Raw genomic sequence first — 18,562 nt, forward strand, 5'->3', positions numbered from 1 at the left:
GCGCGCGGACATGGACGATCATCCCATCCTTTGCCTGCGCGGTGTGACCCGCCGCTATGGCCTGCGCGACGTGGTGCAGCAGGCCAGCCTTGATCTGGCAGAGGGCCGGATTGCCTGCCTGCTTGGCCCGTCGGGCTGCGGCAAGAGCACGATCCTGCGGCTGATCGCGGGGCTGGAGCCGGTGGACGAAGGCGAGATCCGCGTTCACGGCGAGACGGTGGCGAGTGCTGGCGCCAGCGTCCCGCCCGAACAGCGCGGCATCGGCCTGGTGTTTCAGGACAATGCGCTGTTTCCGCACCTGTCGGTGCGCGACAATGTGGCCTTCGGCATCCGCAACCAGCCCGCAGCGGTGCGCCGGCAGACGGTCGAGGCGTTGCTGGCCCGGTTTCAGGTGGGGCATCTGGCCGACAAGTTCCCGCACACGCTTTCGGGCGGTGAACAGCAGCGCGTGGCGATTGCGCGGGCGCTGGCTCGCGAGCCTTTCCTGCTGCTGCTGGACGAGCCGTTTTCCAGCCTCGACGGGCATTTGCGCGCGCAGGTGCGCCAGTCGCTGATTGCCGATCTGCGCGCCGTAGGCACCAGCGTGTTGATCGTCACGCATGATCCGGACGAAGCGATGCTGATCGCCGATCAGCTCATCCTGATGGCCGAGGGGCGCATCCTGCAAAGCGGGGCGCCGGGCGATTGCTATGACAACCCGGTGTCGCTGGTCGCTGCCCGGCTGCTGGGCGATGCCATGGGCATTGATGTGGTGGTGGCTGGCGGCGGGGCGCAAACGCCGTTCGGCCGGGTAGCCGCGCCCGACCTGCCCGATGGCCCGGCGCAATTGGTGCTGCGCCCGGACGATCTGCTGGCGGTCGTCAACTCGATCCATCCCGGCATTGACGGACAGGTAACTACGCTTCGGCGGGTGGGCGCAGCGCGAACGGCCATTGTCGCCTGCGATCTGGGCGAGATTGCGGTTCCCTTGCCCGGCGCGCCGCTTGCGCAAGGGCAGGCGGTGCGTCTGCATTTGCGATCCGGGGCAGGGCGGATCGTTCCGCTGACCTGAAAAGAACCAAGGCCCCTCCCGCTGAGGCGCGGAAGGGGCCTGAGAGATGGAGCGTTCTGCGATCAGAAGCTGAAGGCGACGCCTGCGCTGATGACCCACGGATCCAGCTTGTGGCGGCTTTGCAGCGCCACGGCATTGCCCGCGCGGAAGGTGGCGGTGGTGTCCACGAAATAGCGCTTGGCATCGACGCTGAGGCCGAGGCCGCTGTCGTTCAGCGGCACATCAAAGCCGGCCTGAAGCGCAAAACCCAGATCATCAGACAGGTTCACATCGGTCGCGCCCAGTGCGGCGGCATCTGCGCCCACGCCTTCGGAGAAGATGAAGAAATGCGTCGGGCCTGCGCCGACATAGGGCTTGAACCCGCCGCCCAGATCAAGGTGCAGCTTGGCGGTGACGGTGGCGGGCAGGATGATGGCATTCTCGATCAGCCGCGCGCCGTTCAGGCCGCCGGTGCCGCGCACATCGTGCGGGGTGATGCAGCAGATCGTTTCGATCGAGAAATTGGGCGACAGGAAATATTCCACCGCCACGGTCGGGATCAGGCTGTCGGTCGCGCGGGTCTGCGACAGGGCGGGCAGGCCGATAGTGTCGGTGTCGACGCGGGTGATCTTGCCATCGGGCAGCACGGCGGTGCCCATCGCCTTGAACTGGATGGTGCCCGCATCCTGCGCCTGTGCCGGGGCGGCAAGCGTCAGCGTAGCGAGGGCGAGCGGAAGGGCAGCGCCGCCAAGGGCGCGGAAACAAAGTGCAGTCATTGGGGGGACTCCTTGGAGTTGACCTCCCGCCATGCCCCTTCTCCCACAGGGGGAGAGGAAGGCATGGCGGGCGGCGTAGTGGCCGGCTGACCGAACCCTGGGGAGGGGGTGGGGGAAGGGGCCCGGTCAGCCGTGCCAAGGCTGTGAGTGTGCCGGCTTAACCCGAATAGGGCAGCGAGGAGTGGTGCAGCACGATGCGCAGATTGCCCTCGCCATCGCGGACATAGCCCCAGGTCTTGTCCACAACGGTTTCGTTCCCGTTGGCGTCGAAGATGTGAACATTGCCCATCGAAATCGCCGTGTTGCCGGTGATCACGATGCTGGCATTCTCGATGCGGAAGCTGCGCCAGCCCTTCAGCGCGAAGCCGGTGTCGGGATAGGCCGAATTGCCCCCCACGAAATAGGCCAGCGCCCCGTCACGCGTGGTGCGGAAGGTCTGCGGTGCCACGGTCAGCGTCGGCTTGAACAGCACCGGGCCCATCTTATAGGCATAGGCGCTGTCGAGCACCTGCTCGGCAAGGCGGGTCGCGGCGGCATGGCCGTTGGTGTCATATTCGGTGGCGATGGCGACCAGCGCCTGCCCCCACGCCTGCTGCGCGGCTTCCACTTCGGCGACGGTGATCGGAGCGTAGACTGCGGTGTGGTGCGCGCTCTGGGCAAAGGCAGGGGTGCCGATGGCCAGGCTGCCGCCCATCAGGGCCACAGCGGCAAGGGCGGAGCGAAAACGGCGAGACAGCATTGCAAACCCTTTCGTGATCAAACTCTCATCCCCTAGCAATTGCAGGGGATCGGCAGGGCGCGGTCTGCCCTGCCTGTGCCGCCAAAATATGGGCAGCACGCGGCGCTTCCCATCCGCCGCGTGGCGCGCTGACGGGCCTAGGCTGGATGGCCTATGCGCTTTGCGCCTGACGGGTTAGAGTGCGCGCATGGCCCCACCTGCCAAACCTCTTGCCGCCAACCAGGCTCGCATTTCCGATGCCGCATCATCCGGTGCCGTTGCCGGTTCCGGTGCCGGTGCCGGGGCCGTGCCTGTCCTGTTGCCCGGCCAGATCGAAACCGTGGCCGAGCTGCGCGACCTCTACCGCGCGGCAGAGGCGCGGGCGGCACGGCTGCGCCTGCTATCAGAAACCGGGCGTGATCTGGCGCAGGCTGGGGTTGATGCCGGGGAGGAGGCGTTTCAGGCCGCGCTGGACACGTGCGCGCGGCGGCTGGCCCATTTTCTGGGCTGCGGCGGCGGGCAAATATCGCTTGCCTTGCCCGATGGGGAAGAAACCGCCGCAATTCCCGTCCTCGCGCCGGGCTTGGGCGGAGTGGCGCTGGCCTGGCTCGTTATACCGGGTTTCACCTCGCCCGACACGATCCGCGATGCAGAAGACCGCGAAGCGGTGCAGATGCTGCTGCAGCTGTTCGGCGCGGCGATCGACCGCAGCCGCCGCGAGGCGGAGCGTTCGCAATTGCTGGAGCAGTTGCAGGAACGCGAAAGACGGCTGGAATATCTGGTGGGCCGCATCTTCTTTGCGCAAGAGGAGGAGCGGCGCCGCGTCTCGCACGAATTGCATGACGGGGTGGCGCAAAAGGCCACCGCGCTGTTCCGTATGCTGGAAGGCGATCCTGCTGCGCCCGGCAGGCTGGCTGGCATTGCCCGTGAACTGGTGAGCGAGCTGCGCGAGGTCATCGGCGGCCTGCGCCCCACCATCCTTGACGATCTGGGCCTGCCCGCCGCCCTGCGCGCCCTGGCTGCGGGGCTGAAAAGCGAAGGCTTTGCCGTGGAGCAGGACATTGCCGAGGGCGCGCCGCGCTGGCCCCCCAATCTGGAAACCGCCTTTTTCCGCGTGGCGCAGGAAGCCATCTCGAACATCCGCAAGCACGCCGGCGGCCCGTGCCGGGTCAAGGTCGCGCTGATGGCAGGGGAGCAGGACGCCGAATGGCGATTGCTGGTGCGCGATCACGGCACTGGCGGGCAGGGCGGTGAAGCAGGGGCTACGGGGCGCAATCCGGCTGATCCGTCCGCCGCGCCAGGTGAACACATCGGCATCGAGGTGATGCGCGAGCGGATGGCCGCCATCGGGGGCAGCCTGTCCTGGCGCTTCCTGCCCGGCGGCGGGGTGGAGGTGCTGGCGACGCTCCCGCGCCACCGGCTGTCCATCCTTCCCGAACCGCACGTGCCCCAGGAAAACGCATCAGGAGAATCCGCATGATGACCGTATCCGCGTTGGAACAGGACGATGCCGCCACTCTGCCGCGCATCCTCATCGTGGACGATCACCCGCTGGCGCGTGAGGGCCTGCGCGCGGTGCTCAGCGCGGGCGGGTTTGACGTGGTGGCCGATGTCGGCACGGGCGAGGAAGCGGTGGAACTGGCCGAGCGGCTGGTGCCCGATGTGGTGCTGATGGATCTGCGGCTGGGGCCGGGGATCGACGGGCTGGAAGCCACGCGCCGCATCACCGCGCTGGGTCTGCCGGTGCGCGTGCTGATGCTGACATTGCACGATATGCCCGGCTATGTGCGCGAGGCGCTGGTCGCGGGCGCATCGGGCTATGTGCTGAAGGATACCGGCATTGCCGAATTGCGCACCGCCGTGGCGCAGGTGCTGGCGGGGCAAGGGGCCATCCCGCTCGACCTCATCGCCTCGGCCATGGATGGCGGCGCTGAGGACACGGCCGCTGCCGCCCGTCACCGCCGGCAGGCAGAGGCGCTGGGCAGCCTGACCCAGCGCGAACGCGAGGTGCTCGATCTGGTGGCGCTGGGGCAGACCAACAAGGAAATCGCCCGCAGCCTGACGATCAGCCCGGCAACGGTGAAGGCCCATGTCGAACGCATCATCTCCAAGCTGGGGGTGAGCGACCGGACTCAAGCCGCCGTTGTCGCCACCCGCAGCGGGTTTGCGGAGTGACGCGCTTGTCGGCCCGTCCGGCACGTATCATGCGCCATTGGGCAAATCAGCCGCTGGCCTGGAAAGGGCTGGTGGTGGTGGCGCTGCCGCTGGCGGTGCTGATCGGCGCATTGGGATCGCTCTATATCTCCAGCAGGGTGGAGGCGCAGGCCGAAAGCGATGTGCGCCGCGCCTTCGCCATCCAGCGCGACACCTACCGCGTCCACGCGCTGCTGGCCGAAGCGGCGGCAGGCGTGCGGGGCTACCTGCTGACGCGCGAGGAGCGCTTTCTGGAGCCTTACCGCAAGGCGGAGGCGGATCTGCCCGCCACCATGGCGCGGCTTGATGCCGATATACGCGACGCCGAAGTGCGCGCCCGGTTCGAGCGGGTGCAGGCGCGCACCGCGCAAAAGCGCGAAGGGCTGGCGACGCTGGTGGCGCTGGCCGACAGCCCTGGCGATCCGGCCACGCGCGCCGCCCGGATCGAGGCGGCGCTGGCCGCGAACAAGGTGGTGCTCGATTCGATGCGCGCGGAAATCGACAATATCCAGCGGCGCGAGGCGGTGCTGCTCGACCAGCGGCGGGCGCGGGTGGAAAGCGTGCAGCGCAACTTCCTGATCCTCACCGTGATCAGCGCGCTGGTGGGGCTGCTGGGAAGCCTTGCCGCAGTCTATCTGTTCTCCACCGGCATCGTCCGCCGCGTGCGCCTGCTGGAAGGCAATGCCGAACGGCTGGCGCGCGGCGAGGAGCTGGGGCCGTTTCCCGAAGATGCGGACGAGATCGGCCGCCTTGCGCGCCGCCTGTCTCTCGCCAGCCAATTGCTGCGCGCGCGCGAACAGGATCTGCGCGAGAGCGAGGAACGGTTCCGTCTGGTGGTCGAAGGGGTGCAGGACTACGGCATCTTCGCGCTCGATCCCGATGGGGTGGTGGCAAGCTGGAATCTGGGTGCACAGCGGATCAAGGGTTGGCAGGCGCAGGAAATCCTCGGCCACCATTTCAGCCGCTTCTACCCGCCCGAAACGCGCGATTACCTGCCGGGTCGGATGCTCGACATGGCGCGGCAGGGGGGAACCGCAGAGGACGAAGGCTGGCGGCTGCGCAAGGACGGCAGCCGCTTCTGGGCTAATGTGGTCATCACCGCGCTGTATGACGATGCCGGCCAGTTGCGCGGCTTTGCGAAGGTGACGCGCGACATCACCGAACGCCGCCGGACAGAGGAGGCGCTGCGCCAGGCGCGCGAGGAGGCGATCGCGGCCAATCTGGCAAAAAGCGAATTCCTGTCGCGCACCAGCCACGAACTGCGCACGCCATTGAGCGCGATTCTGGGTTTTGGGCAATTGCTGGAACTGGACGAGGAGCAGTTCGATACGCGCCACCGCGCCGCGATCGGGCAGATCACCAAGGCAGGCCGGCATCTGCTGTCGCTGATCAACGATCTGCTCGACATTTCCAGTATCGAGGCGGGCGGGTCGGAGCTGGAGCTGGAGCGGGTGGATATGGGCGAGATGCTGGCCGAGATGCACGCGCTGGCGTTGCCGATCGTGGCCGAAGCGGGCCTCGATTTCCGGCTGGAGCCCGATCCCGGCCCGCTTGCCGCCACGGCTGACCGGCGGCGTCTGACGCAGGTTATACTCAATCTGGTTGCCAATGCTGCAAAATATAACCGCGATGGCACGTTTGTGCGGCTGGGTTGCCATGTGCTGGATGGCGAGGCGGTGGTGGAGGTGGAGGATGACGGCCCCGGCATCGCTGCTGCCGATGTGCCGCGCCTGTTCACCCCGTTCGACCGGCTGGGACAGCAAAGCCGGATGCGCGTGGACGGCTCCGGGCTGGGCCTTGCCCTGTCGCGCCGGCTGGTGGAGGCGATGGGCGGCCAGATCGCCTATGCGCCGGGTCGCAAGGGCGCCTTGTTCCGCTTCACCCTGCCGCTTGCCGCCCGCCCGGCGGACGAGGACAAGGCCATGCGGCCGCGCAAAGCAGCTCGGAAGGCCGCAACCGCCAAGTCACATAATCCGGTGGAGACAAACGCAAAATGATGGCGCAGCCCGTTCAGCGCGAGGAACTCCTCGCGCGGCGCATTCTGGCAATTGATGATGAGGAGGCGAATGTCCTCCTGCTCGCCAGCCTGCTCGAACGCGAAGGCTATGGCGATGTGCATTACCTGACCGATCCGGCGCGCGCGATGGAGACGTTCCTGGCGTTGCAGCCGGATATCGTCCTGCTCGACCTGATGATGCCGGGGGTGGACGGTTTCCAGTTGCTGGAAGCCTTTGCCCGCCATGCGCGCGAGGACGACTTCCGCCCGATCCTGGTGCTCACCGCCGACACAACCTTGCAGGCGCGCAGGCGGGCGCTGGCGCTGGGAGCGAAGGACTTCGTGGTCAAGCCCTTCGACATCATCGAGGTGAGCCTGCGTATCGCCAACCTGCTGGAAACGCGCATTCTCTACGAGCGGTTGCGCCAAAATCCTGCTGCGAATCAGACCTGAGGCGGCGTCAGGTCAGCCAGCCGCCCGCAGGCCGGCATCTGCCGATCGCCCGACATCAGCCAGTTTTCAAGCGCATCGAGATCCAGTCCGGCATCGGCACGCGTGGGCTGGCGGCTGAAGGTGGCAAATCCATCTCCCCCGCTCGCAAGGAAATTGTTCACCGCCACGCGGTAGCTCGCCTGCCTGTCGATGCCGCGTCCCTCATGCTCGATTTCCAGCACACGCTGGCCCGGTGGGCGGCTGCGGTCAAAGCGGATGCGGATATTGGCGGATGGGGCCAGCAGGCCGAAACAGGGCCGCGCCAAGCCATCCCCGCAAAATTGCTCCTCCAAGACATTGTACAGATCCGCCCCGGACATCTCCAGCACCTGCAGCGTGTTGCCAAACGGCTGCATGGCAAAGATCTGGCCATAGGTAATCTGCGGATCGTAGCCGTTGGGAAAGCGCGTCCGCACGCCGCTGATGTTCATGAAGGCCATGTCCGCGCGCCCGCCGGTCCTTTGCCGTGCGGCGTGCAGTTGGGCATCGGCGACCAGATTGGCTTCCACCGGTTCGATGCACGCCTCGGGTGTTCTGGCATCCGAATCGGCCGGGGGTGTCAGCGTGCCCACCACGCGCGCGGCCATCGGGGCCGCTGCTGCGGAATAACGGGCCACCAGCTGGTCAATCACCGCATTTTCACCCGCCGCGCCGTTCACCGGCACATTGCGCGCAGTGGCAAAAGCGACCGCGCGGCTTACCGGATCGAAGGAGAGACGGATATCGGTAACGAAACTGCCATAGCGTCCGGCGCTTGTCAGGACGCGCGCGCTGGCTTCCATTCCGGCCCCCGGACGGGGGAGATGGCAAATATAGGACTGATGCGTGTGGCCCGAAACAACGAGGCCGATCTCCGGGATCAGCTCCTCCAGGATCGGCACGACCGGCCCGGACAGGTTGGGGCAGGCGGAAATGTTCTGTGCCGGGTCCACCCGTGCGCCTTCGTGGATCAGCAGGACAACCGTATCGGCGCCCTGGTCAAGCAGTTGCCGGGCCAGCCGGTTGGCGGTCTCCGCCTCGTTCAGAAAGCGGTATCCCGCAGTCTGAGAAGGGGCAACCAGCGTGGCCGTGGCGCGCAAGGTCAGGCCGACAAAGCCGATCCGTGCCGGGCCAACAGCGCGGATCACGCCGCCGGGAAACAGCGTCTGCCCGGCCTCATCCACCGTATTGCCTGCCAGATAGGTAAAGGCTGCGCCGTCAAACGGTTCCAGCGCGCAAGGGGTGCGCAAAGTGTTCTGTTCGCACCCGCCATTCTGGATGCGGCGCAGTTCCGCAATGCCGCGATCAAATTCGTGATTGCCAACCGCCGCCACATCAAGCTTCATCAGGTTGAGCGAGGCAATGGCCGGTTCATCAAGGAAATTGGCCGAAACAAAGGGCGTGCCGCCAATCAGATCGCCAGCGGCCACCGATACGCTATGCGCTTGCCCTGCGCGAAGCGCTTCCATCGTGGCGCCCAGCCGCGCCGCACCGCCCAGCACTTCGCGCACCGTTTCGCCCTCCGCGCTATAAGCCGTGGTGCCAGTGGGGATTTCCAGATTGCCGTGAAAATCGTTGATCGCCAGGATCTGCAGTTCCACCGAGGCCGGAACGGCGCGATCCGCCAGTTGCGGCGAAGGCGTGCCTGCACAGGCGGCAAGCGCCAGGGTCGACAGGGCGCTCAGGATTGTGGCGGCGGGAATTTTCATCATCATCCAGTCTTGCACAATTGCCGGCGAAGGAAAGGCCGCAGCTCCCGTTCGGAACTGCGGCCTTGCCCTGATTTACACCGTGCCCACCATCAGAAGCTGTAGCTTACGCCAACCTTCAGCCGCCAGACCGACGACGAGACGTTGATCTGGTTATCCAGTTCGAAATCCGGATTGAAAGCGGTGAAGATGTAACGGCCCTGCGCGTCAACCCCGCTGACGGTGGCCACATCCTGCCGGCCCGCGAAATCCCGGCGGCGGTGGATGTTGGCGTCCTTGTCGAGGAAGTTCAGGAAGTTGTCGAAGGTGGCAAACAGGCGCAGCCGATCCTGCGCCACCCCGGTTACCGAACCAAGGAAGGGCACTTCCTGCGAGAAGGACAGGTCCAGATCGTAATACCAGTCGTTCGTGCAGGTGTTGCGCGGAATGCTCGTGCCGATGAACTTGCGCGCGCACTTAAGCCCGTCGATGAAGGCAACCAGTTCCTGCACTGCTGCCACGTTGGAGGTGGGCGAAATGTTCGGATCGTTCACCCCGGTTGGCAGATAGGCCAGCACATTGTCCGCGCCCGACACGCTGTCGTTGAAAATGCCGCTGCCGGTAAAGGTGAGGCTGTAGGGGCGGCCCGACCGCGCGATGAAGCTGATGCCCAGCCGCGTGGCGTAATCGGCAAAGAATTCCTCGCGGAAATTGAGCTGCGTGGTCAGATTGTGGCGGCTGGCATAATAGCCCGGCGATGCTGCCGGATCCTGCCGGTCGAATGCTGCCGTCAGATCGTAATTCGAACCGGCGGTGGAATTGTACATATTGCGCCGGTCGCGCGCATTGGTGAACGCATAGCCCACATTGAAATAGGTGGATCCGTTTTCCGTGAACACGCCGCCGTCAAATGTCTTCGAAACGATAGCCGAAGCGATGTAGCTGTTAAAGCTGCGCGCATTGGTCAATTGCAGTTCGTCATCGCGCGAGGTGTTGAAACACGCCGCCGTGACACCCGAAAAAACGGGGGCAGGCGTCAGATCGGTCAGCACCGCGTTGCACCCCGCCACAGTGGGGTCGATCGCGGCATAGATGGGACGGCCATCGATGGTGAACCCGTTCAGGCCGCGCGCCGGGTTCGGGATCTGCGACAGGTCCACGATCGTCAGCGGATTGCGGTGGTGGCTGTAGATGAAGTCGAGATTGACGTTCCAGTTGCTCAGGAACCCGGTGGGCGCCAGATCAAACGGCGAGGAGAAGCCGAAATTGGCGCGCTGCACCGAAGGCTGGGTGATGTTCGGGCTGATCGACTGCGTATCACCCAGGCCTGCCGCCGCACGCGCAATGCCGGCGGCGCGGAAGCAATCGGGCAGGCCCGTGAACTGGCCGTTGACCACCACGTCAACGGGACCGGCGGGGCAGGGCGCGTCCCTCAGCGTGCCAGTGGCAAAGCCGCGGCCATCGTTCTGAAAGGCATTGCCAAACCACACCACCGGATCGCCGCCGGAAAATACCCCTACGCCCGCGCGCATCTGCGGCGCAGTGAAGGGGCCGAAATCGGGCGCATCCCAGGTCAAGGCCAGCCGGGGCATCACGATGGGATCAAGATCATCAAACCCGACTGCGTTGCTGAAGCCATAACGGGCACGGAAATTGGGATTGTCCTTTGGCGCGCCGCCCGAATACCAGTCCACACGCACACCGGCCACCGCGCTCAGCGCGCTGGAGATGGTCCATTCATCCTGGATGAAGGCGGAATGGATGGTGCGCGAGAACGCTGCCGCCGCATCTGTCACGACCCCTGAGGCCGAGAAATTGCCATCCGCACCGATCGCTGTGCCTGCCACAAGATTGGCCGCGGTGGGGTTGGTGATGGTGCCGTTCGACAGGATCCCCTCGCGCAGATTGGCAAGGCTGCTGAAATACAGCGTGCCGGTAGCATTCTGGACGAACAGATTGGCCAGATTGGCATGGTTGACTTCAAAGCCAAACTTCAGGCTGTGATTTTCCATCTCGTAGCGGCCGATGAAACGGAACGCATCGACATCGGTCGTCAGGTCATTGGCCGCACGCGAGAAGCCCGGCCCTGCCAGCAGCTGGCCGCTGCGGCCGTTGTTGGTCACGCCCACCACGATACGCGGGATGGGGTTGGCATCCTGTGCTTCGCCGCCGCCAACCGGATCCTGCACGTCGACCACTTCGGAACGCGAATAGCGGATTTCGGTGCTGAAGCTGTCGCTCCATTGCGAATAGAGGCGGCCTGAATAGTAATCCGATTTCGTGCCGCTGAAATAGAAGGTGTTGAGGCCCGCGAGGCGCGCATTGGTTGCCGAAGTGCTGATGTCATCGGCGCGCACGCTGGCTTCTTCCAGCCGCTGATAGGTCAGTTCCAGCCGGTGATCTTCGTCGATCTGCCAGTCCAGTCGGCCGAAATAGCGATCGTTCTTGAAATCGCGGCTGGTGACAAGGCCGCCCGTTTCGATGCCGTAGATATCGCTCAGGATTTCGGTGAATTCGTTGAAATTGGCAAGCGTGATTGCAGGCAGTTCATTGGCGTAACCTGCACCTGCGGGGCCATCGTCCTGCGACTGGCCGGCTTCCTGATGTTCATAGGCGCCGAAGAAGAACAGGCGGTCCTTGATGATCGGCCCGCCCAGATAGGCGCCCCAGCGCTTGTCCGGGGTGATGCGGCCTACGGGGCGATCCGCCACCTGGTTGCCGCGCATCCCGTCATCGGCATATTCGAAGAAGCCGCCGCCGAAAAAGTCGTTCCGGCCCGATTGCGTCACCACATTGATCGCGCAGCCGGTGAAATTGCCATATTCCACATCAAAAGGCGCAAACTGCACCTGCGTTTCACGGATCGCATCGAACGGCAACGGCGTGGAGCTGCGCGAGGAGAAGCCGGTGTCGTTCAGGCCGTAGATATCGCCCTGGCTGATCCCGTCCACGGTGAAGGCATTGCCGCGGTCATTTCCACCAAGGCAGGAAATGCGGTCCACACCCGAACCGCCATCGTCACGGTCCAGGCTGACGCGCGGGTCGAAGCGGATGATGTCGCGGATGTCGCGGTTGAAGCTGGGGGCAGCGGCGAGAAGCTCACCGGAAAAGCTGGTGCCGGGGCCAACGGCCAGTTCGACCAGCCGCACACGCGCGGCCGACACCACGATCATCCCGCCGCCGCTGGAAAGCGAAAAGCCAAGGCTGGTATTGCCCTGGAGCGAGGTGGTCACGCCTTCAAGCGTCTGCCCTTCGAAGCCATCGGCATTGGCGGTGACGGTGTAAGGGCCACCCACGGTCAGGTTGCTGATGGTGAAGGAGCCGTTCGTGCCGGTGGTGAGCGTGCGGGTGGCGCCGGTGCGGGTATCGGTTACGGTCACGCGAGCGCCCGCGATCGGCATTCCGCTGTCGTCGTTCACCGTGCCCTGAATGCCGGACGTGATCTGCTGCGCAGCTACCGGACTGGACACCGCCATGGCGGTCGCAAGGGTGGCAAGGCTGGCGGCAAGATAATGGCGGATATGCATGGGGGGTTCTGCTCCCGTCGGTTGACGTAAAGGGGGGGGTAAGACGGGGGCCGGTTAGGCAGTGCGTGTGACGCTTCCAAGTCGCTGGCGAACACATTTCGGCCGCGTCGGTGTCACATTTCACTTTTGTTTCCTTTGAAACAAAAATGAAATATTGCGCTTTTTTTCGGTATGTTGCGGCATTGCAACACGTCCGATGGCCGGCTTTTTCGCAAATGCGAAGCGATACGGGAGCGGCCTGTCCCGCCGCCAGGACGGATGTGGGGCGATTCGCCCTGGCAGTGCCGGGCAAAGCGGCTTTTGTCAGCCGGGCAGGAACAGGCCTGCCAACGCCGCGCTCATCAGATTGGCCAGCGTGCCCGCCGCCAGCGCCTTCATGCCCAGCCGTGCGATAACCGGCCGCTGGTTGGGAGCAAGCCCGCCCGTTACCGCCATCTGGATGGCGATGGAGCTGAAATTGGCAAAGCCGCACAGACTGAAGATCACGATCGTCCGGCTGCGCTCGCTCAGCGCGTCCGACGACAGCGCCTGCAAATCGATAAAGGCGACAAATTCATTGAGCACCACCTTGGTGCCGAACAGGCCGCCTGCCAGTTGCGCTTCCTCCCACGGAATACCAAGCAGCAGCATGACGGGCGCAAGGACATAGCCGAGCAAGCCCTGAAAGGTGAGATCGGGATAGCCGACCCATCCGCCTGCCCAACCCAGCAGACCATTGGCCAGCGCCACCAGCGCCACGAATGCCAGCACCATTGCCCCCACGGCTGCGGCCAGCTTCAGGCCTGTCTGCGCGCCTTGCGCGGCGGCCTCGATGATATTGGCAGGGCGCGATTCCCCGTCGAAACCTTCGGCGGCGACGACTTCGTGCGGCCGTTCACCACCTTCGACCAGAGCGGCTGGCCCTTCGGCGCTGATCCGCGCTTCGGGCAGTTCCACGAGGTCGATGACTCGGTGCGCCGGGCGGTGTTCGTCGGGCATGATGATCTTGGCCATCAATATGCCGCCCGGAGCGGACATGAAGGTCGCCGCCAGAAGATAGGGCAGATATTCCGCGCCCAGCAGCCCGGCATAGGCGGCAAGGATCGTGCCCGCCACGCCCGCCATGCCCACGCTCATCAATGTGAACAGGCCCGACGGCGCCATCCGCGCCAGATAGGGGCGCACCACCAGCGGGCTTTCCGACTGGCCGACAAAGATATTGGCCGCCGCGCCCAGCGCTTCCACCCGGTCGATTCCCGTCAGCCACCCAATCGCCCCACCCAGCCAGCGCACCAGCCGCTGCATCACGCCGATATGGTAGAGGATGGATACCAAGGCGGCGAAAAAGATGATCACCGGCAGCGCGCCCAGTGCAAAGGTATTGGCGAGCGGATTGGCATCGGGCGATCCAAGCAGAAATGCCGTGCCCGCATTGGCATAGGACAAAAGCGCCGCCACCCCGTCGGCCAGCGCCTGGATGAAAGCCCGTCCGCCCGAGGTGCGCATGATCACCAGCGCCAGTCCCGCCTGAAGCGCGAAGGCTGCTGCGACCACGCGCAGGCGAATGCGCCGCCGCGCGGTGGACAGCAGAACCGCAATGGCAAGGATGGCGGCAATGCCGATCAGACTGATGGCTTGGGGGTTCATGACGCCTCCGCACGGGACAAGCGCGACCAATCGCGGTTGGGGTGAACGCGGTCAATTGGCAAATGGGCGTGCTTTTGCATTTTGCCCGGACGCTTGCGTGCGATAGCAAGCGCCGATGCACGACGATCCCATGCCGCAAGCCCCGCCTGCCATTCCGCGCCCGTTGTTCCTGTTCGGCCTGCTCTATGGCGGGATGACCTGTATCGCCGGCGTTCTGGGCGCAAAGCAGGTGTCCATCGGCCCGCTGGCGGTGGAAGCGGGAATTTTCCCCTTTCTGATGCTGGTGGCGATATCCAGCGCGGTGACGCAGCTTTACGGGCGGGCTTCGGCAGATCGGCTGGTGCGTTACGGCTTCGTGCCGCTGCTGACCGCCATTTTCCTGACCTTCGTGGTGCTGCAATTGCCCAGCGACGAGGGGATGTACGCACCCGCGAAGGAGGCGTTTCCCATCATTCTTGGGCAAAGCTGGCGGCTGATGGTCGCGGGCATCATTGCCTATGGCGTGTCGATGACGCTGAACGTGTTGATCTTTTCCCGCCTGGCGGAAGTGGCCAAGCGGCGGTTTGTGGGGGTGCGCGCGGCCGTTGCATCCGTCATCAGCCAGGTGGTCGACACGCTGATATTCATCACCGTGGCCTTTTACGGCGTGCGCCCGATCGCCGAATTGCTGATGGGGCAGGCGCTGGCCAAGGTGGCGCTGTCGATCGTGTTGTTGCCGATGGTGATCCGCGCATTGCTGATCGTGGCGCAGCAGATGGAGGCGCGGCCGGCCTGATCGCGGCCCTGCCTAATCCACCGTGGGCAGGATGGCGGCGATTTTCGCCACGATCTCGTCGATCTGCGGCTTTTCGATGATGAGCGGCGGGGAAAGGGCAATGATATCGCCCGTCACCCGGATCAGCAGCCCTGCATCAAAGGCGCGGTGAAACACTTCCATCGCGCGCTTGGTGGGCGCGCCGGGGCGCGGTTCCAGCTCGATTCCGCCGATCAGGCCGATATTGCGGCAATCGATCACGTGACGCGCGCCGCGCAGCGAATGGATCGCATCGGCCCAGTATTCCTCCAACTCGATAGCGCGGGCAAACAGGCCTTCGGACTGGTAGATGCCCAATGTCGCAATCGCGGCGGCGGCGGCGAGCGGGTGGCCCGAATAGGTGTAGCCGTGAAACAATTCGATCCCCGGCGCGGCGGATTGGAGGATTGTGTCGTGCACCTCGCGCCGCACCGCCACCGCGCCCATCGGCACCGCGGCATTGGTGAGCCCTTTGGCGAGCGTGATGATATCGGGCGTCACGCCCAGCCGCTCTGCCCCGGTGGCGCAGCCGATGCGGCCGAAGCCCGTGATCACCTCGTCGAAGATCAGCAGGATATCGTGGCGGTCGCAAATGGCGCGCAGCCGTTCCAGATAGCCGACCGGTGGGATCAGCACCCCGGTGGAGCCTGCCACCGGCTCCACAATCACCGCCGCAATGGTTTCCGCGCCGTGCAGCGCCACCAGCCGTTCCAGATCGTCCGCCAGTTCCGCGCCGTGCAGCGGCTGGCCCCGGCTCCATGCATTGCGCGCAGGGTCATGCGTGTGGCGCAGGTGATCCACGCCCGTCAGCAGCGTGCCGAACTGGCGGCGGTTGCCGACAATACCGCCCACCGAAATGCCGCCAAAGCCCGTGCCGTGATAGCCGCGCTCACGCCCGATCAGGCGTGTGCGCGTGCCTTGCCCGCGCGCCTTCTGATAGGCGAGCGCGATCTTCAGCGCGCTGTCCACGCTTTCGGAACCCGAATTGGTGAAGAAGATGCGGTCCAGCCCCTCGGGCATCAGCAGCGACAGGCGCGACGCCGCCTCGAAGGCAAGCGGGTGGCCCAGTTGGAATGTGGGCGCAAAGTCGAGTTGGCCGGCAGTGTGGCGGATCGCCTCCACAATCGCCTCGCGCCCATGTCCGGCATTCACGCACCACAGGCCGCCGGTTCCATCAAGCACCTGATGCCCGGCAGCGGCGGTGTAATGCATCCCCTTGGCCGCCACGAACATCCGCGGATGTTCCTTGAAGAAGCGGTTGTCAGTGAACGGCATCCAGAAGGCGGAAAGGTCATTGGGTTCGGTCACGGCAAGGCTCCGGCGCGGGCGTTCAACAGCGTGCGCGAACCATATCGCCCGGCCCGCTGCGCCGCCAACAGGTTCAAGCGCCCGCGACCCATCGGAAAAGCCGATAGGGTGCTTGCGCATAAATATCTGTGGCGATTTCAGGCGAAACCGGACAGTATGGCATCTGCATTACAAGCCAATAAGGCCGTCAACGGTCAGCAGGAGGAACATTCGCACCCGGCTACGGCATTGCCGCGCACGGGGGAGCAATGGCAACAAGGGGTCCGCAGATTGTCATGCAGGCCGAAAGATAAATGAGGGTTTTCATGAAATTGCTCAAGATCGCGGCACTGGCCGCACCGCTCGCCCTGATGCCCGCGCCCGTTCTGGCGCAGGATGATGAAGAGGCCGCTGGCCCGTGGGAAGTCGATGGCGAAATCGCCGCGTTTTCGGACTACCGTTTCCGCGGTGTCTCGCTGTCGGGCAAGAACCCGCAATTGACCGCCGAACTGGCCGTTTCGCATGAATCGGGCTTTTATGCCGGCGTGTGGGGTTCCAATGTGGACCTTGGCAGTGGCAATGACGAGCTGGAAGTTGACCTGTATGGCGGCTGGACCACCGATCTGGGCGGGCTGACACTGGATGTCGGCGCCTTGTATTACTGGTATCCGGGCAATGACGGCTTCGATTATGCCGAGATCTATTCCTCGATCGGCACCACCGTGGCCGGCGCCGACCTGACGCTGGGCGTTGCCTATGCCCCCAGCCAGGGCGCACTTGGCAATACCGACAACATCTATGTCTATGCCTCCACCGAAATCCCGCTGGGGGATTCGCCCTTCTCGCTGTCGGGCACGATCGGCCTGGAAGATGGCGCGTTCGGCAACAGCAAGGTGGACTGGCTGGTGGGCCTGAACATGGAAGTGACCAGCGGCATCACCGCCTCGGTCGCCTATGTCGACACTGCCCGCGCGGGCACCAATCTGGGCGATCCGACGGCGGTTGTCTCGCTGGCGTTCTCGTTCTGACGAAAGGGGCGGGGGCGGGCCTTCGGGCGCTGCCTCCGCCACCGCCACCGCCACCGCCGCGCAACCGGACAACCGATCATGACCAACGACATCGCTGCCTGGATACGCGAACGCGGCATTGCCGAGGTCGAATGCATCGTCCCCGACATGAACGGCATTCAACGCGGCAAGGTGCTGCCCGCGAACAAGTTCCTGAAAAGCCTGACCGACCGGACGCTGCGCATTCCCGGCAGCGTGTTTGCGGTGACGGTCACGGGCGACTACCCCGAAGATATTGACGGTGTGGTGCCGTCCTTCGATCCCGATGTGGTGCTGGTGCCCGATGGGGATACGCTGCGCGAGGCGCCCGGCTTCAAGACGCCCACCGCCTATGTCATTGCCGATGCGTTTGACGGGGCGGGCAAGCCGTTCGAAATCGCGCCGCGCCATATCCTGAAAAAGGTGCTGGCGCTGTATGCCAAGCGGGGGTGGCAGCCGGTGATCGCGCCGGAGCTGGAATTCTACCTCGTTTCCAAGAACCTCGATGCCGATTTTCCGCTGGTTCCGCCCACCGGCCGTTCGGGCCGCGCGGAAACGGGCAGCCAGCCCTATGGCCTGGAAGCGCTGAGCGAGTTCGAGGACATTATCGAGCACACCTATGACTGGTGCGAGAAGGCGGGCCTCAACATCGACACGATGATTCACGAGGCAGGCGCCGCGCAGCTCGAAGTCAATTTCGAGCATGGCGACCCGCTGGCGCTGGCGGACGAGGCGATGCTGTTCAAGCGGATCGTCCGGCAGGTGGCGCTGGAACACGGCGTCTATGCCACCTTCATGGCCAAGCCCATGTCCGACCAGCCCGGCAGCGCGATGCACATCCACCAATCGGTGCTGGATGCCGAAACGGGGCGCAATGTGTTCTCCACCGCCAATGGCCGCGACAGCGCGCTGTTCCGCAGCTATATTGCGGGGCTGGCCCGCCTGCTGCCGCAGATTTCGCCGCTGTTCGCGCCCAATGTGAACAGTTTCCGCCGGATGCGGCCTGATACCGATGCGCCGATCAATGTGCAGTGGGGCAGCGACAACCGATCCTGCGGCCTGCGCATTCCGGTGTCGGATTCCAGGAACCGCCGTATCGAGAACCGCCTGCCCGGCGCGGATGCCAACCCCTATCTCGCCATCGCCGCCTCGCTCATCTGCGGCTATATCGGCATGGTGGAACGGATGCAGCCGCCCAAGGCAATCACCGGCAACGCCTATAACCGCGCCCGCACGCTGCCGCGCACGCTGGAAGGCGCGCTGGACCGGTTCAGCCATTGCAAGAAGGTGCGGGAATATCTGGGCGCCGATTTCTTCGAGGTGTTCCACGCCATCAAGGATGCCGAGCTTTACGCTTACCAGTCGGTCATCTCCTCGTGGGAGCGTGAGCATCTGCTGCTGAAGGTGTGAG

14 protein-coding genes are annotated in these 18,562 nt (G+C 64.8%); 8 read left to right on the top strand and 6 right to left on the bottom strand.

Annotated elements, in window-relative coordinates:
- The first annotated feature begins 10 nt into the window (after positions 1-10).
- Positions 11-1,051: an ABC transporter ATP-binding protein gene (locus tag WFP44_RS01230; protein WP_336924514.1), complete on the top strand. Its 1,041-nt coding sequence runs from the start codon at positions 11-13 to the stop codon at positions 1,049-1,051.
- Positions 1,052-1,113: 62 nt separating this feature from the next.
- Here the strand turns inward: WFP44_RS01230 and WFP44_RS01235 are convergent, their stop codons facing one another.
- The gene (locus WFP44_RS01235) at positions 1,114-1,806 is read right to left on the bottom strand and encodes an OmpW/AlkL family protein (RefSeq protein WP_336924515.1); all 693 of its coding nucleotides are present in this window, start codon (positions 1,804-1,806) and stop codon (positions 1,114-1,116) included.
- Between the two features lie 157 nt (positions 1,807-1,963).
- Positions 1,964-2,500 (bottom strand): hypothetical protein, encoded by a 537-nt coding sequence (locus WFP44_RS01240; protein ID WP_336924516.1) that lies wholly within the window; start codon positions 2,498-2,500, stop codon positions 1,964-1,966.
- A gap of 232 nt (positions 2,501-2,732) precedes the next feature.
- Here WFP44_RS01240 and WFP44_RS01245 point away from each other — a divergent pair, with 232 nt between their 5' ends.
- Genes WFP44_RS01245 through WFP44_RS01260 form a run of 4 tightly spaced genes read left to right on the top strand, consistent with a single transcriptional unit; the run spans position 2,733 to position 7,166 of the window.
- Complete coding sequence (locus tag WFP44_RS01245) at positions 2,733-4,004, top strand: sensor histidine kinase (protein ID WP_336924517.1); 1,272 nt, start codon at positions 2,733-2,735, stop codon at positions 4,002-4,004.
- Entirely contained in the window at positions 4,001-4,699 is a 699-nt protein-coding gene (locus WFP44_RS01250) for a response regulator transcription factor (protein ID WP_336924518.1), read from the top strand. The genes WFP44_RS01245 and WFP44_RS01250 overlap by 4 nt, the downstream gene beginning before the upstream one ends.
- Positions 4,700-4,728: 29 nt before the next feature.
- Positions 4,729-6,714 (top strand): ATP-binding protein, encoded by a 1,986-nt coding sequence (locus WFP44_RS01255; protein WP_336924519.1) that lies wholly within the window; start codon positions 4,729-4,731, stop codon positions 6,712-6,714.
- Entirely contained in the window at positions 6,711-7,166 is a 456-nt protein-coding gene (locus WFP44_RS01260; protein WP_336924520.1) for a response regulator, read from the top strand. Before WFP44_RS01255 ends, WFP44_RS01260 begins: the two co-directional genes overlap by 4 nt.
- Here the strand turns inward: WFP44_RS01260 and WFP44_RS01265 are convergent.
- From WFP44_RS01265 to WFP44_RS01275, 3 genes are all read right to left on the bottom strand, one after another.
- The gene (locus WFP44_RS01265) at positions 7,157-8,899 is read right to left on the bottom strand and encodes a bifunctional metallophosphatase/5'-nucleotidase (RefSeq protein ID WP_336924521.1); all 1,743 of its coding nucleotides are present in this window, start codon (positions 8,897-8,899) and stop codon (positions 7,157-7,159) included. The two genes, WFP44_RS01260 and WFP44_RS01265, sit on opposite strands and share 10 nt — an antisense overlap.
- 86 nt (positions 8,900-8,985) lie before the next feature.
- Positions 8,986-12,399 (bottom strand): TonB-dependent receptor, encoded by a 3,414-nt coding sequence (locus WFP44_RS01270; RefSeq protein WP_336924522.1) that lies wholly within the window; start codon positions 12,397-12,399, stop codon positions 8,986-8,988.
- A gap of 303 nt (positions 12,400-12,702) precedes the next feature.
- Entirely contained in the window at positions 12,703-14,025 is a 1,323-nt protein-coding gene (locus WFP44_RS01275; RefSeq protein ID WP_336924523.1) for a NupC/NupG family nucleoside CNT transporter, read from the bottom strand.
- Positions 14,026-14,155: 130 nt separating this feature from the next.
- On the opposite strand from WFP44_RS01275, the gene WFP44_RS01280 reads away from it, so the two are divergent.
- On the top strand, positions 14,156-14,800 hold the full coding sequence (locus tag WFP44_RS01280; RefSeq protein WP_377923126.1) for a queuosine precursor transporter: 645 nt from the start codon (positions 14,156-14,158) through the stop codon (positions 14,798-14,800).
- A 12-nt stretch (positions 14,801-14,812) separates the two neighbouring features.
- Here WFP44_RS01280 and aptA read toward each other — a convergent pair whose 3' ends face one another.
- The gene (aptA, locus tag WFP44_RS01285) at positions 14,813-16,246 is read right to left on the bottom strand and encodes an omega-aminotransferase AptA (RefSeq protein ID WP_336924525.1); all 1,434 of its coding nucleotides are present in this window, start codon (positions 16,244-16,246) and stop codon (positions 14,813-14,815) included.
- 185 nt (positions 16,247-16,431) lie between these two features.
- Here aptA and WFP44_RS01290 point away from each other — a divergent pair, with 185 nt between their 5' ends.
- Together WFP44_RS01290 and WFP44_RS01295 are read left to right on the top strand one after the other, a co-directional pair.
- Positions 16,432-17,133 carry a TorF family putative porin gene (locus WFP44_RS01290; protein ID WP_336924526.1) on the top strand — a complete coding sequence of 234 codons (702 nt, stop codon included), beginning with the start codon at positions 16,432-16,434 and terminating at the stop codon, positions 17,131-17,133.
- A gap of 78 nt (positions 17,134-17,211) precedes the next feature.
- Positions 17,212-18,561, top strand: a complete 1,350-nt coding sequence (locus WFP44_RS01295; RefSeq protein WP_336924527.1) for a glutamine synthetase family protein — start codon at positions 17,212-17,214, stop codon at positions 18,559-18,561.
- Position 18,562: the final 1 nt, after the last annotated feature.

The organism is Alteraurantiacibacter palmitatis (genome assembly GCF_037154115.1).
In the GTDB taxonomy this organism is placed as follows: Bacteria; Pseudomonadota; Alphaproteobacteria; order Sphingomonadales; family Sphingomonadaceae; genus Alteraurantiacibacter; species Alteraurantiacibacter palmitatis.

Coding starts and splice junctions, on each gene's coding strand:
- WFP44_RS01230 (WP_336924514.1), top strand. CDS start 11: ATGGACGATCATCCCATCCTTTGCCTGCGCGGTGTGACCCGCCGCTAT.
- WFP44_RS01235 (WP_336924515.1), bottom strand. CDS start 1,806: ATGACTGCACTTTGTTTCCGCGCCCTTGGCGGCGCTGCCCTTCCGCTC.
- WFP44_RS01240 (WP_336924516.1), bottom strand. CDS start 2,500: ATGGGCGGCAGCCTGGCCATCGGCACCCCTGCCTTTGCCCAGAGCGCG.
- WFP44_RS01245 (WP_336924517.1), top strand. CDS start 2,733: ATGGCCCCACCTGCCAAACCTCTTGCCGCCAACCAGGCTCGCATTTCC.
- WFP44_RS01250 (WP_336924518.1), top strand. CDS start 4,001: ATGATGACCGTATCCGCGTTGGAACAGGACGATGCCGCCACTCTGCCG.
- WFP44_RS01255 (WP_336924519.1), top strand. CDS start 4,729: ATGCGCCATTGGGCAAATCAGCCGCTGGCCTGGAAAGGGCTGGTGGTG.
- WFP44_RS01260 (WP_336924520.1), top strand. CDS start 6,711: ATGATGGCGCAGCCCGTTCAGCGCGAGGAACTCCTCGCGCGGCGCATT.
- WFP44_RS01265 (WP_336924521.1), bottom strand. CDS start 8,899: ATGATGATGAAAATTCCCGCCGCCACAATCCTGAGCGCCCTGTCGACC.
- WFP44_RS01270 (WP_336924522.1), bottom strand. CDS start 12,399: ATGCATATCCGCCATTATCTTGCCGCCAGCCTTGCCACCCTTGCGACC.
- WFP44_RS01275 (WP_336924523.1), bottom strand. CDS start 14,025: ATGAACCCCCAAGCCATCAGTCTGATCGGCATTGCCGCCATCCTTGCC.
- WFP44_RS01280 (WP_377923126.1), top strand. CDS start 14,156: ATGCCGCAAGCCCCGCCTGCCATTCCGCGCCCGTTGTTCCTGTTCGGC.
- aptA (WP_336924525.1), bottom strand. CDS start 16,246: ATGCGCAAGCACCCTATCGGCTTTTCCGATGGGTCGCGGGCGCTTGAA.
- WFP44_RS01290 (WP_336924526.1), top strand. CDS start 16,432: ATGAAATTGCTCAAGATCGCGGCACTGGCCGCACCGCTCGCCCTGATG.
- WFP44_RS01295 (WP_336924527.1), top strand. CDS start 17,212: ATGACCAACGACATCGCTGCCTGGATACGCGAACGCGGCATTGCCGAG.